General features: G+C 67.7%; 10 protein-coding genes. 6 read left to right on the top strand and 4 right to left on the bottom strand.

The annotated features are described in order from the left end of the window. Positions 1-11 precede the first annotated feature (11 nt). From H1R19_RS20030 to H1R19_RS20015, 4 genes are read left to right on the top strand one after another with little or no spacing between them, the layout of a single operon-like run. The gene (locus H1R19_RS20030; RefSeq protein WP_188331343.1) at positions 12-1,247 is read left to right on the top strand and encodes an acetyl-CoA C-acetyltransferase; all 1,236 of its coding nucleotides are present in this window, start codon (positions 12-14) and stop codon (positions 1,245-1,247) included. Continuing rightward, positions 1,244-2,011 carry a 3-oxoadipate enol-lactonase gene (pcaD, locus tag H1R19_RS20025; RefSeq protein ID WP_188331342.1) on the top strand — a complete coding sequence of 256 codons (768 nt, stop codon included), beginning with the start codon at positions 1,244-1,246 and terminating at the stop codon, positions 2,009-2,011. The genes H1R19_RS20030 and pcaD overlap by 4 nt, the downstream gene beginning before the upstream one ends. Continuing rightward, on the top strand, positions 2,008-2,808 hold the full coding sequence (locus H1R19_RS20020; protein WP_188331341.1) for a CoA transferase subunit A: 801 nt from the start codon (positions 2,008-2,010) through the stop codon (positions 2,806-2,808). The genes pcaD and H1R19_RS20020 overlap by 4 nt, the downstream gene beginning before the upstream one ends. Positions 2,809-2,818: 10 nt before the next feature. Continuing rightward, the gene (locus H1R19_RS20015; RefSeq protein ID WP_219849934.1) at positions 2,819-3,472 is read left to right on the top strand and encodes a 3-oxoacid CoA-transferase subunit B; all 654 of its coding nucleotides are present in this window, start codon (positions 2,819-2,821) and stop codon (positions 3,470-3,472) included. 21 nt (positions 3,473-3,493) lie between these two features. Here H1R19_RS20015 and H1R19_RS20010 read toward each other — a convergent pair whose 3' ends face one another. From H1R19_RS20010 to benA, 4 genes are all read right to left on the bottom strand, one after another. After that, positions 3,494-6,208, bottom strand: coding sequence for a helix-turn-helix transcriptional regulator (locus H1R19_RS20010; RefSeq protein WP_219849932.1), 2,715 nt, complete (start codon positions 6,206-6,208; stop codon positions 3,494-3,496). 121 nt (positions 6,209-6,329) lie between these two features. Continuing rightward, positions 6,330-9,218 (bottom strand): benzoate 1,2-dioxygenase electron transfer component BenC, encoded by a 2,889-nt coding sequence (gene benC, locus H1R19_RS20005; protein ID WP_219849930.1) that lies wholly within the window; start codon positions 9,216-9,218, stop codon positions 6,330-6,332. Between the two features lie 80 nt (positions 9,219-9,298). After that, positions 9,299-9,865: a benzoate 1,2-dioxygenase small subunit gene (gene benB / locus H1R19_RS20000; protein WP_188331337.1), complete on the bottom strand. Its 567-nt coding sequence runs from the start codon at positions 9,863-9,865 to the stop codon at positions 9,299-9,301. A gap of 26 nt (positions 9,866-9,891) precedes the next feature. Then, positions 9,892-11,274, bottom strand: coding sequence for a benzoate 1,2-dioxygenase large subunit (benA, locus tag H1R19_RS19995; RefSeq protein ID WP_219849928.1), 1,383 nt, complete (start codon positions 11,272-11,274; stop codon positions 9,892-9,894). 227 nt (positions 11,275-11,501) lie between these two features. Between benA and H1R19_RS19990 the strand changes: the two genes are divergently transcribed. Together H1R19_RS19990 and H1R19_RS19985 are read left to right on the top strand one after the other, a co-directional pair. Beyond that, entirely contained in the window at positions 11,502-12,473 is a 972-nt protein-coding gene (locus H1R19_RS19990; RefSeq protein WP_244970774.1) for a LysR family transcriptional regulator, read from the top strand. Further along, entirely contained in the window at positions 12,470-13,573 is a 1,104-nt protein-coding gene (locus tag H1R19_RS19985) for a mandelate racemase/muconate lactonizing enzyme family protein (protein WP_188331335.1), read from the top strand. The genes H1R19_RS19990 and H1R19_RS19985 overlap by 4 nt, the downstream gene beginning before the upstream one ends. Positions 13,574-13,625 lie beyond the last annotated feature (52 nt).

The following is a 13,625-nucleotide window of genomic DNA, read 5'->3' as shown; positions in this document are numbered from 1 at the left end:
AGGCTGGACGCATGGCTTCATCACGTATCGCGGACACCGACATCGTTCTCTGTTCACCTCTGCGCACACCCGTCGGGCGGATGGGTGGGGCGCTGTCCTCGGTGCCGGTCACGCGTCTGGCCACCGATCTCCTCCGCGAGCTGACCAGCCGGACGGGACTCGGGGAGGGCGACGTCGACGACGTCATCCTCGGGCAGGGCTACGCCAACGGCGAGTCACCCGCGATCGGCCGGATCGCCGCGCTTGACGCCGGGCTCGGGACCGGTGTGCCGGGCATGCAGGTCGACCGCCGGTGCGGTTCCGGACTCCAGGCGATCCTGACCGGCGCGTCCGCGGTCGCCACCGGCGGAGCGCGACTCGTCATCGCCGGCGGCGCCGAGTCGATGTCGACCGTCGAGCATTACGCCCTGGGGCTTCGTACGGGGGTCAAGCAGGGCGGCGTCGAACTGATGGACCGCCTCGACCGGGGACGCCTCACCGCCGGCGGCGAATCGCATCCCGTGCCGGGCGGCATGATCGAGACCGCCGAGAACCTGCGGGCGAAGTACACGATCTCGCGGACCGAGCAGGACGAGTACGCGGCGCGCTCGCATGAGCGGGCCATCGCGGCCCACGAGAACGGCAAGTTCGACGACGAGCTCGTCCCGGTCACGATTCCCGGACGCCGCGGCAAGCCCGACACCGTCGTCGACCGCGACGAACACCCGCGCGCCGACGCCACCGCCGAATCCCTTGGCGCCCTGCGTCCCATCCGGCTGAAGTTCGACGCCGACTCGACCGTCACGGCGGGCAACGCCTCCGGCCAGAACGACGGCGCGGCCATGTGCGTGGTCACCACGCGTGCCGAGGCGCATCGTCGTGGGCTCGAACCCCTACTCGCGCTACGATCCTGGGCCGTCACCGGTTGTGCCCCGGAGACGATGGGCATCGGACCGGTCGGTGCCACCGCGGCCGCCCTCGAGCGAGCGGACCTCACCCTCGACGAGATCGACCTGATCGAACTCAACGAGGCGTTCGCCGCACAGGTGCTCGCCTGCCTGGCCGAATGGAAGGTCGACCCGCTCGATGAACGGTTGAACCCCAACGGTTCCGGCATCTCCCTCGGCCACCCCATCGGGGCGACCGGCGCCCGCATCCTGGCCACCGCGGCGCACGAGGCGCGGCGCCGCGAGGCCCGGTACGTGCTCGAGACCATGTGCATCGGTGGGGGACAGGGACTCGCCGCGATCTTCGAGGCAATCCGATGAGCGTGCAGGTTCACTCCCTCGTCACCGGCCGCACGGACGGACCCGCGGTGGTCCTGTCGAACTCCCTGGGTTCGACGCACCGCATGTGGGATGCGCAGCTCCCCGCGCTCGAGGAACGGTTCACCGTCGTGCGCTATGACACCCGCGGCCACGGCGAGTCGCCGGTGCCTCAGGGGCCGTACACGATCGACGACCTCGCCGACGACGTCATCGCACTGCTCGACCGGCTCGACATCGAACGAGCGCATCTGGTGGGTCTTTCCCTGGGCGGCATGACCATGATGCGGGTCGCCGCACGCAACCCCGAACGCGTCCGTCGCCTCGCCGTGCTCTGCACGGGGGCACAGCTCCCGCCGAGACAAGCCTGGCTCGACCGCGCCGCCACGGTGCGCGCGAACGGCACCGGTGCCGTCGCCGAGGCCGTTGTCCAGCGCTGGTTCACACCCGAATACCTGGCCACACAAGAGAGTTCGCGGAAGTACCACGAGGACATGGTCGCCGCCACCCCGGCCGAGGGTTACGCGGCCTGCTGCGAGGTCATCGCCGAGATGGACCTCCGGGGAGACCTCCGGTCGATCGCCGCACCGACCCTGGCGATCGCCGGGACCGACGACCCGGCAACGCCTCCGTCGAAGCTGCGGGAGATCGCCGACAACGTCGCCGACGGTCGCCTGCTCGAGGTCCCGGACTCGGCTCACCTCGCCAACGCCCAGCAGCCCGACATCATCACCCCCGCACTGATCGAACACCTGGAGCAACAATGAGTATCGACAAGATCGCCGCGTCGGCCGCGGATGCCGTCGCCGACATCCCCGACGGCGCAAGCATCGCGGTCGGCGGTTTCGGTCTGGCGGGCATTCCCGGGTTCCTCATCGACGCACTGCTCGAACAGGGCGCCGAGAACCTGACGATCGTGTCCAACAACTGCGGCGTCGACGGCGCGGGCCTCGGCCTGCTGCTCGAGGCGCGCCGGATCGACAAGGTGATCGCCTCCTACATCGGTGAGAACAAGGAATTCGGGCGCCAGTTCCTGGCCGGTGAGGTGACCGTCGAACTGACCCCGCAGGGCACCCTCGCCGAGCGCCTGCGTGCCGGCGGGAGCGGTATCGGTGCGTTCTTCACGCCCACCGGTGTCGGCACCCTGGTCGAAGAGGGCGGCCTGCCATGGCGTTACAACGCCGACGGCACGGTCGCGCAGGCGTCGGCCCCCAAGGAGGTACGCACCTTCAACGGGAAACAGATGGTTCTCGAAGAGGCCATCGTCACCGACTACGGCCTGATCCGGGCCGCGGTGGTCGACAAGGCGGGCAACTGCCGATTCCACGCCGCCGCACGCAATTTCAATCCGCCAGCCGCGATGGCAGGCCGGACCACCATCGTCGAGGCGGAAAAGGTCGTCGAGGTCGGTGAACTCGGACCCGACGAGATCCACCTGCCCGGCATCTTCGTCAAACGGATCGTCGAGCTCACCCCGGAGCAGGCCGCGCGCAAGGGGATCGAGAAGCGCACCATCCGCGAACGCCCGATTTCGTCGGCGTCGAGCACGGCACACCCAGCCTAGGAGGCCTGTCATGACCTGGACCCGCACCGAGATGGCCGCACGCGCAGCGCAGGAGCTGACCCGCGGCGACTACGTCAACCTGGGGATCGGCCTGCCGACCTTGATCCCCGACCACATGCCCGACGACTCCGGGATCTACCTGCACGCCGAGAACGGCATCCTCGGTGTGGGCCCGTTCCCCTATGACGACGAGGTCGACCCCGACCTGATCAATGCGGGCAAGCAGACCGTGTCGGTGTTGCCCGGCGCGTCGTACTTCGACTCCGCCACCAGCTTTGCGATGATCCGCGGCGGACACGTCGACGTCGCCGTCCTCGGCGGCATGCAGGTCGCCACGAACGGTGACCTCGCCAACTGGATGGTCCCCGGCGCCCTGGTCAAGGGCATCGGCGGCGCCATGGATCTGGTCAACGGGGCGGGCAAGGTCATCGTGCTGATGGAGCACGTCACCAAGAAGGGCGAGCCGAAGCTGCTCGAGACCTGCGCCCTGCCCCTGACCGGACGCGGTGTGGTGAGTCGCATCATCACCGACCTGGGCGTGTTCGACGCCGCCGGAACATGCTACGAGGCGGTCGAACTCGCGCCCGGCGTCGATCTCGGGATCGTCGAGGCCAAGACCGGTGCGCCGGTGGTCGACCGTAGGCAGTCGCAGGTCCCGGCGTAGCGGCGTGGCCACGCCGGCGCCTCAGCGCCGGGAGGCCGCCAGCTCCGCGCGCGAGCGCAACCCGAGCTTGGCGTAGATCCGGGTCAGGTGATACTGCACCGTCTTCGGCGAGATGAACAGCTCGGCCGCCACCTCGCGGTTGGCGAGTCCGCGGGCGACGAGCGTCGCGACCGCCTCCTCCTGCGGGGTCAGTTCCGGGCCGGAATCCCTGGCGGAACCGTGATTGTCGGAGCGTGAATCGATGCGCGAACTCGCCAGACCGCCGGCCTTCAGTTCACGGTCGCAGCGTTCTACATAGGTGGTCGCGCCGAGCGCCAGATACAGGTCGCGCGCGGTTCCGATCACGGCATCGGCGGCACGGCGTTTGCCTGCGCGGCGCAACGTCTGACCGTACGCGAAATTGACGCGCGCCTGGTCGTACCGCATCCCGAGGCCGTCCAGCAGCTCGATGCCTTCTTCGAAAGTCCTTCGCGCGCCGTGAATGTCGCCGGTCGCACCCAGGTGGCGCCCGCGTGCACTCTTCAGCCGGGCAGCCGACGACCGGTGCCCGCGTTCGGCCGCCCGCTCCTCGTAGGTGCGGAGCAATCTGTCCGCGGCGTCGTACTGACCTTCGATGACCTGCGCATTCGCGAGTGCATCGACCCACGGCCACAAACCGGGTTCGGACAGCGCGGGAACGGTTTCGGCCATCTTCTCCAGCGGCCCGAGGATTCGTCGCACCTTGCCGTAATCGGCTCCGGCCTCGGCGAGTTGGGCTCGTGCGAGTAGTTCGGGGATGCGCATGATCTCGTAATCGCCGATCGACGTGGTGCTCTGCGCCACGCTGCGGTGCGCGTCCTCCCAGTCTCCCCGAAGTGAAAAGATCTGGCTCGCAGTCCAATTCAACAGCGGCGTGGCCAGGGCGATGCCGCTGCTGCGTGCCAGCCGCCGGCCTTCGTCGACGCTGCGCATCGCCTCGTCCCAGTCGCCGGTGAGGAACTGCACCCTCGCCAGCCAGGCCAGCGCCCACAACGAGATCCGGGTGGACCCGCCGAGTTGCGCCATCGACACCGCGGACTCCAGATTGGTTCGTGCGGCGTCGATCTCGTCGAGCCCGAGCTGTAACCACCCGCGTCCCATGATGGCCCGCTGGGCCTGCGCGCCGAACCTGATCCGCTCGGACACGGACTCGTATTCGGCGCGGGCCGCATCCGGATGACCCGACCACGCCAGGCCGAGCCCGCGGATGACCGCGGCCTCCACGCGCGCCGCCGACCCGGATTCGGCCATGTCCATGGCGCGGTCGGCCCACGTGACCAGCTCGGCGCCCTGGCATCGGACCAGGTTGTGCAACACATGACGTTGGGCGATGAGGGCGGCGACCTCTGGTTCACGTTCGACGCTCACGATTCCCCACGCGCGGTCGAGGCGCAGCTGCGCCTCCGCCGACCGTCCGCGCAGGATGGCGAGGTAGGCCAGCGTGGCATTTCGCAGTGGGGTCTCCCGCAGGCTCTCCACGGTCGGGACCAGAGCCCCCGCGCCGACACAATCGCCCGCGGCCAGAAGCGAATCCACCGCGAGGGTCACCCGCGTGTCACGCTGCAGCGGTTCCGGCGTGAGCCTGCCGGACTGGCGGTAGAGTCCCGCTGCCTCCGCCCACGCGCCATCGGCGCCACGGGTACGGGCCAGCTCCGCGAGTGCGTCGGCGAGGTCGGCGTCTGCGGTGGGGGTCGCGGCGACACGATGGTGCAGGCGGCGCGCGGGGTCGGCGACCACCTCCGCGGCACGCCGATGCGCCTCACCCACGGCCTTCATCCCCAAGACCTCCAGGACTGCGGCACGCACCATCGGGGTGACGATCCGCGGCTGTGCCTCGGCAGGTGTCAGCGCGCCTTCGGCGGTCACCAGACCGGTGCGCCGGGCCGCGTCGAGCGCATCCAGCGGATCGTCGATGCCGGCGAGTTCGACTGCGGTGGACAATGGTTCGGCATCGTCGAGGATGGCCAGGGCCTCGATGAGCGCGCGGTCCGGGGTTCTGCTCTCCGGCAGCGACATTCGTACGTTCTCGACGATGTATCGCGGAGCCGGGAGCTGCGTGCCGCTGCGCGCCCAGGTGCTCGCGGGAACCTCGTCGAGAAGTGCCACGATGTCGCGCGGGTTGCCCGCGGTGTGGCGCGTCAGTTCCTGTCGCATGGCGGGGTGGAGCACGATGCCGCGTTGCGCGGCGATGTCGGCGGTACCTTCCGGGCCGACGCCCGCGAGTCGCAGCTCGTCGAACGTCAGTCCGGCGAGCCCCGCGCCGGGGCGCGTCGTCGTCACGACGATCAGCAGACGCCTCGCGCGATGGTCCCGCGTCAGGGTGACCAGCGCCCGGATCGACTCCTCATCGGCCAGGTCGGCGTCGTCGATCGCCACGAGTGTCGTTGCATCCGTGTCACATCGCACCGCGGCGTCGAGCATGCCGACCAGATCGTCATCCTCGGTGGACGATTCGCGGGCGTCTCCGACGTGCTGGACGAGTTGCCGGACCAGTGAGCCGGAAACCTCGGCCTGCCACGGTGTCACCCGCGCCCACAGCGTCGGGCCGGACTCCGCCGACGCCAGCCGCCGCCGGACCAGATGGTCGAGCAGCGTGGACTTTCCGCTGCCCGGATCCCCGGTGACGGCGAGGAACTCCGCACTCGCCACCGACCGCAGCCGCGAGAACAACACCTCGATCTCGCGGTCGCGGCCGACACACGCGGCGGTGACCATCATCGCTCCATACTAGGGCCAGGTCCGCTCAGCCCTGATCGCCTCCGGCTGTCCAACCCTGATCGCCTCCGGCTGTCCAACCCTGATCGCCTCCGGCTGTCCAACCCTGATCGCCTCCGGCTGTCTAACCCTGATCGCCTCCGGCTACCGGCAGCACACTTCCGGTGATGTACGACGCCTCATCCGAAGCGAGGAAGCAGATGGCGGCGGCCTGCTCGTCGAGCGTGCCGTACCGGTTCATCAGCGACGACGACACCGTCTGGTCGATGTGCGCCTGGAACCACTGCGCCTCGGTCTCGTTGCGCGGCTCGGGAGTGCCGCGGGATATCCGGCGTGGTGGTGCCTCGGTTCCGCCCGGTGCGGTGGCAACCACCCGGATGCCGTCGTCGGCATACTCCATGGCCAAAGAGGCGGTCATCGCGTTGACGGCCCCCTTCGCCGCCGAATACGGCACGCGGTGGATGCCGCGGGTGGCGGCGGAGGACACGTTGACGATCACCCCGCCGCCGTTGCGGGTCATCGACGGCAACACCGCCCGGCACGCGTACAAGGTGGTCATCAGCGAGCGGTCGATCTCGGCGCGGATCTGCTCCGCGGAGAACTCGGTGAACGGTTTGAAGTTGATCGCGCCGCCCACGTTGTTGATCAGGACATCCACACGACCGTACGACGCGACCGCACGGCGGACGACGGACTCGGCGCCGTCATAGGTCTCGAGGTCGGCGATGGCCGACACCGCACCCGGACCGGACAACTCGAGATCGCGGGCAACCTCGTCGACGAGCTCGGACCGGTCGGCGAGAACGACCTTGCCGCCCTCCGCACTGATCCGGCGCGCCGCGTGCTCGCCGATACCCTGTGCGGCACCGGTGATCACGACGACCTTACCGGCGAAACGTCCCGGGGTGACGAAACGCGGACGGCGCGCAGCCATCTCGTCGGCCATCGCCCGACGCATCGTCTGCTTGGACCGGTCGGCGTGGGCGGAGATCAGGGCGCGTGCCGCGTCGTGGTCGCCACTCTCGAAGGCCGACACGATGTCGAGGTGATCCTGCGCGCACAGGGGGTGGCACCACGTGGCGTTCCGCAACACCTCGCTCATCCGGCCCTTCACACCCAGGGCCTTGTACGCCTCGAGGAGGTGGTCGTTGCCGGTGAGGGTGAACAGATAGTCGTGGAATGCGGCGTTGGTCTCGGTGTACTGGGCCGCGTCGACGAACCGATCTCCGTCCACGTAGGGGACCGTGGCGTCGGCGAGCAACCGGTAACCGGTGAGCTGCTGACTGGACAGCCGGCCGAAAGTCAGTTCCAGAGCGCCGAGTTCGAGAGCGGCACGGGCCTCGAAGAGTGCATCGGATTCGTGGATCGCGGGATGCTCCTCGCCGATCTGGTAGCCCTGCGACCCGACGACGGTGGGGGCAGCCTCCCCGTCTGCGACCTCCCCGCCTGTGACCTCACCGTGTGCGGCCGCGACGGCAACCGGGGCAGGGTTGTGGAGCTGGGCGATGTCCGCCGCAGCGAAGATCTCCTGACCGGCGATCGAGCGCGCCGGCCCCGACGGTTGCGACGCCGTGGGCTGGAGAGCACCGGCGTCGGGGTCGAGATCCCGTTCGCCGATGTCACCGCGCCACAGGCGTTGCCCGGCGATCCGCACCAGTGAATCGTCCTCTGCCGCGGCGGTCCGCGTACCCGACCACACGCCGAGGTCGGCGGGCGGAAAGACCGTCTGGCCGGCGATCGCACGGGCGTCGGCAGCCATGAGGACGGGCTCGTCGGCGTCGGCAGGGGTCGACCCGGGCGATACGACGACCGAGGCGGCCTGGCCGGAGGTGTGCTGGGCGGAGATGTCTGTCGCGGAGGTGTCCTCGGCGATGGCCTCTTCGCTGAGGACCTCGGTGTTCTCGACGCTGCCGGCCTCGGCCCGGGCCGCCGGGGGTTGCGCGGCCAGAGCGAACTTCTCGTAGTAGAAACCGGTGGGCTCGATGCCGGCTTCCGCGACGTGCTTGCGCACGGCCTCCACCATCGGCGGCGGGCCGCACAGGTAGATCGCGACATCGCCGTCGTAGAGGTGCGCCGGTTCGATCAGGCTCGTCACGTAGCCCTTGTTGACCGCGGTGCTCGCCGGATCGGAGACACAGTGGTCCCAGGTGAATCCGGGCAGCTGGTCGGCGAGGTACTCGATCTCGTCTATCGCCACCAGATCGGTGTCGGAGGAGACGCCGTAGATCAGGTGGGCCCTGCGAGGGCTCTTGTCGGCGTGCAACTTTCGCAGCATCGACAGGATCGGGGCCAGTCCGGTTCCGCCGGCCAGCAACAGGATCGGACGCGTGGCCTCCCGCAGGAAGAACGAGCCGTGCGGGCCCGTGAAGGTGACCTCCTCACCGCGTACCGCTCGTTCGGTCAGGTAGGTCGACATCGCTCCGCCCGGAGTGAGCTTGATCAGGAAGATCAGCCGATCCTCGTGCGGTTCGTTGGCGAACGAATACGAGCGGTTCACCGGCGCTCCGGAACCGTCGTCGGTGCCGGGGATCGCGATGTTCACGTACTGCCCTGGCAGGAAGGCCAACTGGCCGCGGTTCTCGATGCGGATTCCCAGGCGCATCGTCGACTCGGAGAGACGTTCCAGTTCGACGACGGTGCCGGTGAAACTCGAGGCCTGGGTCTTCGCGATCTCCGAGGTCGCCGAGATCTGCAGCACCAGATCCGATTTGGGCTTCATGCAGCAGGGGAGTGCATAACCTTCGGCGGACTCGTCCTCGGAGAGCGCATCGTCGATGTAGGTGCCGCCGTCGTAATCGCCCGACTCGCAGAACGCCTTACAGGTTCCGCAGGCTCCGTCCCGACAGTCGAGCGGGATGTTGATGCGCTGCCGGTACGACGCGTCGGCGACGGTCTGGTCCTCGCGGCAGGTGATGAACCGGGTGACCCCGTCCTCGAAGGACAGCGCCACCTGGTGGGTGTTCGCGTCGGTGTGGGCGGTGGTGCCGGCACCCGCGTCGGTGATGACAGTCATGGACGGGTCCTCGTGGTCGATCGTCTCGGTGGGTTCCGGGGCAGATGGTCGGACAGAAATACGGTCAGACGGGCACGGGGTCAGAAGTGATACACGTCCACCACGTGGTGGATGTAGTCGTTCTTCAGCACGATCGTCTTGCGCCGGATCAGGGGTTGCGCGCCGGAGAAGTCGATCGTGTAGAACGATGTGCCGTAGTACGGGTCGATGGTGTTGTAGCGGAAATACATCGTGTGCCAGTTGAATCGGACGTCGACCAGATCCCCGCGACGTTCGATGACCTCGACGTTGCTGATGTTGTGACTCGTCCGGGCCTCCGGCAGCGATGTCGCCGAGGACCGTTCGGTCCGGATACGGAAGACCCGGTCCTCGAGGCCGCCCTTGTTGCCGTAGTAGATGAGCGAGATCTCGCGCTGCGGGTCCTCGGTGAGACGGTCGGCGTCGTCCCACGACGGCATCCAGTAGACGACGTCGTCGGCATAACACTCGAGCCACTTCTCGAACTCACGGTCGTCGAGGTAGCGCGCCTCGCGGTAGAGGAACTGCTCGATCATGTTCTGGGTGATCAGTTTTCCGCCGGCGCCGGATTCGGTGCCCGCCGCCGTGGCATGTGCGTCTGTGGTGGGATTCGTGTCTGCGGTGGTCATCGTCTTCCCTTTGGGTCTGATCCGGCTCAGTGCCGGTCGGCGATCGCTGCTTCTTCGGCGGCAGCGGCGGCGCGCATGGTCTCCAGCCAGTAGCCGTGCTGAACGGGGTACAGGCCCTCGTCCTCGTTCTTGACGCCCGCCGAGATGACGCCGGTCATGCCGAGCGTCTTGGCGACGTCGTCGGGCCCGGTCAGCCAGTGCTGCGCTCCGCGGCTCATGTCGTTCCACGGAGCTGCCTGCGCCCGGAACGTGAGCTGGCAGGAGCGGAACTCCTCCAGATCATCGGGGGTGGCCATGCCGGAGGCGTTGAAGAAGTCCTCGTACTGACGGATGCGGTGTGCGCGAGCCGAATCGCTCTCGCCCTTGGGTGCGATGCAGTAGATCGTCACCTCGGTCTTGTCCGGCGCGATCGGCCGGAAGTGGCGGATCTGCGTGGAGAACTGATCCATCAGATACACATTCGGGTACAGGCAGAGGTTGCGCGAACCCTTCACCATGAACTCGCCCTTGGCATCGCCGAACTTGTCCTTCAGCTCGTCCATCTTGTCCCAGAGGGGCCGGTCCTGCGGGTTGGCCGCCCAGGTCCACAGGCACAGATGGCCATTGGGGTACGACCAGTAGCCGCCGCCTGATTTTCCCCACCCACCGGCGTCGAGCGCCTTGGTGTCGTTCTTCGACTCACCCGTGCCACGCCGCGACGTGGTGGCCGCATAGTTCCAGTGCGTGGCGGTGACGTGATAACCGTCGGCACCGTTCTCCGCCTGGACCTTCCAGTTGCCGTCGTAGGTGTAGGTCGATGCTCCGCGCAGCACTTCGAGGCCATCGGGGGACTGGTCGACGAGCATGTCGATGACGATGCGGGTGTCACCGAGGTGGTCCTCGAGCGAGGTCACGTCGTCGTTCAGGCTGCCGAACAGAAAACCGCGGTAGCTGTCGAAGCGGGCGACCTTGGTCATGTTGTGCGAGCCGTCGACGTCGAAGGTGTCCGGGTAGCCGGCGCCGTCGGGGTCCTTGACCTTCAGGAGGGTGCCGTCGTTGCGGAACGTCCAGCCGTGGAAGGGGCAGGTGAGGGTCATCCGGTTGTCGGTCTTGCGACGGCAGACCATGGCGCCGCGGTGGGCGCAGGCATTGATCAGGCAGTGCAGCTCGCCGCTCTTGTCGCGGGTGATGACCACCGGCTGCCGGCCGATGTAGGTGGTGAAGTAGTCGCCCGGATCGGGAAGCTGGCTCTCGTGGGCCAGGTAGATCCAGTTGCCCTCGAAGATGTGCTTCATCTCCAGCTCGAAGATGTCCTCGTCGGTGAAGATCCTTCGGTTGGCACGGTAGACGCCGGATTCCTTGTCGTCGACGACCGCGTCGCCGAGGACAGAGTTCACGTGGTGCAGGTGTTCCGTTACGGACGCGGTCATGTCTTGTACCTCCAGATGTGGGTGCTCTTTGCACTCTCGCATCACGTGTCGGCGATCACACTAGGCAAATCACCAGTCCTGACCCAGTACCTCATTGATAACCAGAATCCATGAATAAGTACAAATTGTGTCATTGTCATGTATGTATCTCTGGCCTTACCGTAGAGGCGTGGTCCCGGTCACATGCCGGGTCCCAATCGCGTACGGGTACCAGATAAGGCCAGGTCATGGAGCTACGGCACTTGCGTTACTTCGCCGCGGTGGCCGACACATGCCACTTCGGCCAGGCTGCGGCGTCCCTGCATGTCGCGCAGCCCGCGCTGTCGTACGCCATCCGCCAGCTCGAATCCGAGCTCGATGTCACGCTGTTCACCCGGACCACCCGGCAGGTGTCGCTGACACCGGCAGGGGAATACCTGAGGGTTCAGGCCGAACGGATCCTGGCCGGGGTGGACGACGCCGTGGACGGGGTTCGCCGAATCGCGGCCGGCCGCAGCGGGCTGGTACGTCTCGGCCTCACCGGCATCGCCGCCTTCTCGCACCTGCCGCGTATCGCGCGGGTGGTCAAGCGGGAGTTGCCGGATGTGGATCTCCGCATCTCCTCCGACATGCTCACGCCGGTTCAGTGTGAGGCCATCCGCACCGGGACTCTCGACCTCGGGGTGCTGCGTCCGCCGACAGTCGGCGAGGACATCGAGATGCGGGTCATCGACGTCGAGCCCATGGTGCTCGCGGTGTCGGTCGATCACCGCCTCGCCGTCGAGCCGGTCGTCTCCGTCACCGATCTGCGCAACGAGCCGTTCGTGATGTACGACAGCCGTGACTCCGCGGTCAACGAGGCCGCGATGAGGGCCTGTCGCGCGGCGGGCTTCGTGCCGGATCGCGCGCATGAGGCGTCCGGTACCGCGGTGCTGCTGGCCCTCGTCGCGGCGGGACTCGGGGTCTCGGTGCTCCCGGCCTCGGTGCGGTCACTACCGCTCGACGGGCTCGTCGTGCGGGATCTCGTCGACGCCGACACCGTCGAGGTCGCCCTGGCCTGGCGCGCCGGAGGCGCAGACCCCGTCATCGGTGCGGTGGCCGACGTGATCGCGGCGGCCTTCGCCATCCACCCCGGCACCGTCCGTCCCGGCACCGTCCACCCCGCTCAGGCCCGCCCGATCGATGCTGCGCTCAGCGCCAAGTTTGGAGATGGATCATGAAAATCACACGCGTAGAGGCAATTCCATTCGCGATCCCGTACGTGAAACCGCTCAAGTTCGCCTCCGGCGAGGTGTACGAGGCGAATCACGTGCTGGTGCGCGTGCACACCGATGCGGGTGTGGTCGGCGTCGCCGAGGCGCCTCCGCGCCCGTTCACCTACGGGGAGACGCAAGACGGCATCCTCGCCGTGATCAACACCATCTTCGCTCCGGCGATCGTGGGTCTCACCCTTCTCGAACGTGAGGTGGTCGCCGCCCGCCTCGCCAAGACGGTCGGCAATCCGGCCGCCAAATCCGCTGTGGACATGGCGATCTGGGATGCGCTCGGCAAAGTCCTGGGACTCCCGGTGGGTGACATGCTCGGCGGTTTCACCGACCGGATGCGCGTGAGCCACATGCTCGGTTTCGCCGAACCCGCCGCGATGGTCGCCGAAGCCGAGAAGATGGTCGAGACCTACGGAATCCACACCTTCAAGGTGAAGGTCGGCCGGCATCCCGTCACCCTCGACACCGCGGTCGTGCGCGCACTGCGCGAACGTTTCGGCGACGAGGTCGAGCTGTACGTCGACGGCAACCGTGGCTGGACCGCGGCAGAATCGCTGCGGGCGATGAGGGAGATGGCCGACCTCGACCTGCTGTTCGCCGAAGAACTCTGCGACGCAGCCGATGTGCTCGGCCGCCGGTGGCTCGTCGAGCAGCTCGACGTGCCGTTCATCGCCGACGAGTCGGTGCCGACCCCGGCCGACGTGACGCGTGAGATCCTCGGTCGCTCCGCGACCGCGATCAGCATCAAGACCGCCCGTACCGGTTTCACCACCTCGCGTCGGACCCATCACCTCGCGGAGGGGCTCGGGGTGCCGGTGGTGATGGGCAATCAGATCGACGGACAGGTCGGGACGGCTTGCGCCCTCGCCTTCGGCAGCGCCTTCGAGCTGACCTCGCGCTACGCGGGTGAACTGTCGAACTTCCTCGACATGAGCGATGACCTGCTGACCGAGTCGTTGCAGATCCGCGACGGTCACCTGCACCGGTCGACCGCACCGGGCATCGGCTTCGAGATCGACCCGGACAAACTCGAGCGCTACCGCACCGACAGCTGAACCCGAACCGCACCAATCCATTTCGTGGCAGCCCCACGAAGAACAGCAAGGA

The sequence above is a fragment of the Gordonia jinghuaiqii genome (assembly GCF_014041935.1).
Classification (GTDB): Bacteria; Actinomycetota; Actinomycetes; order Mycobacteriales; family Mycobacteriaceae; genus Gordonia; species Gordonia jinghuaiqii.
Note: the sequence above shows the minus strand (reverse complement) of the source record. Positions and strands in the feature narration are given on the sequence as shown.

What these genes read in the sequence shown, in the direction of transcription:
- H1R19_RS20030 (WP_188331343.1), top strand. Translation starts at nt 12, where the DNA reads ATGGCTTCATCACGTATCGCGGACACCGACATCGTTCTCTGTTCACCT.
- pcaD (WP_188331342.1), top strand. Translation starts at nt 1,244, where the DNA reads ATGAGCGTGCAGGTTCACTCCCTCGTCACCGGCCGCACGGACGGACCC.
- H1R19_RS20020 (WP_188331341.1), top strand. Translation starts at nt 2,008, where the DNA reads ATGAGTATCGACAAGATCGCCGCGTCGGCCGCGGATGCCGTCGCCGAC.
- H1R19_RS20015 (WP_219849934.1), top strand. Translation starts at nt 2,819, where the DNA reads ATGACCTGGACCCGCACCGAGATGGCCGCACGCGCAGCGCAGGAGCTG.
- H1R19_RS20010 (WP_219849932.1), bottom strand. Translation starts at nt 6,208, where the DNA reads ATGATGGTCACCGCCGCGTGTGTCGGCCGCGACCGCGAGATCGAGGTG.
- benC (WP_219849930.1), bottom strand. Translation starts at nt 9,218, where the DNA reads ATGACTGTCATCACCGACGCGGGTGCCGGCACCACCGCCCACACCGAC.
- benB (WP_188331337.1), bottom strand. Translation starts at nt 9,865, where the DNA reads ATGACCACCGCAGACACGAATCCCACCACAGACGCACATGCCACGGCG.
- benA (WP_219849928.1), bottom strand. Translation starts at nt 11,274, where the DNA reads ATGACCGCGTCCGTAACGGAACACCTGCACCACGTGAACTCTGTCCTC.
- H1R19_RS19990 (WP_244970774.1), top strand. Translation starts at nt 11,502, where the DNA reads ATGGAGCTACGGCACTTGCGTTACTTCGCCGCGGTGGCCGACACATGC.
- H1R19_RS19985 (WP_188331335.1), top strand. Translation starts at nt 12,470, where the DNA reads ATGAAAATCACACGCGTAGAGGCAATTCCATTCGCGATCCCGTACGTG.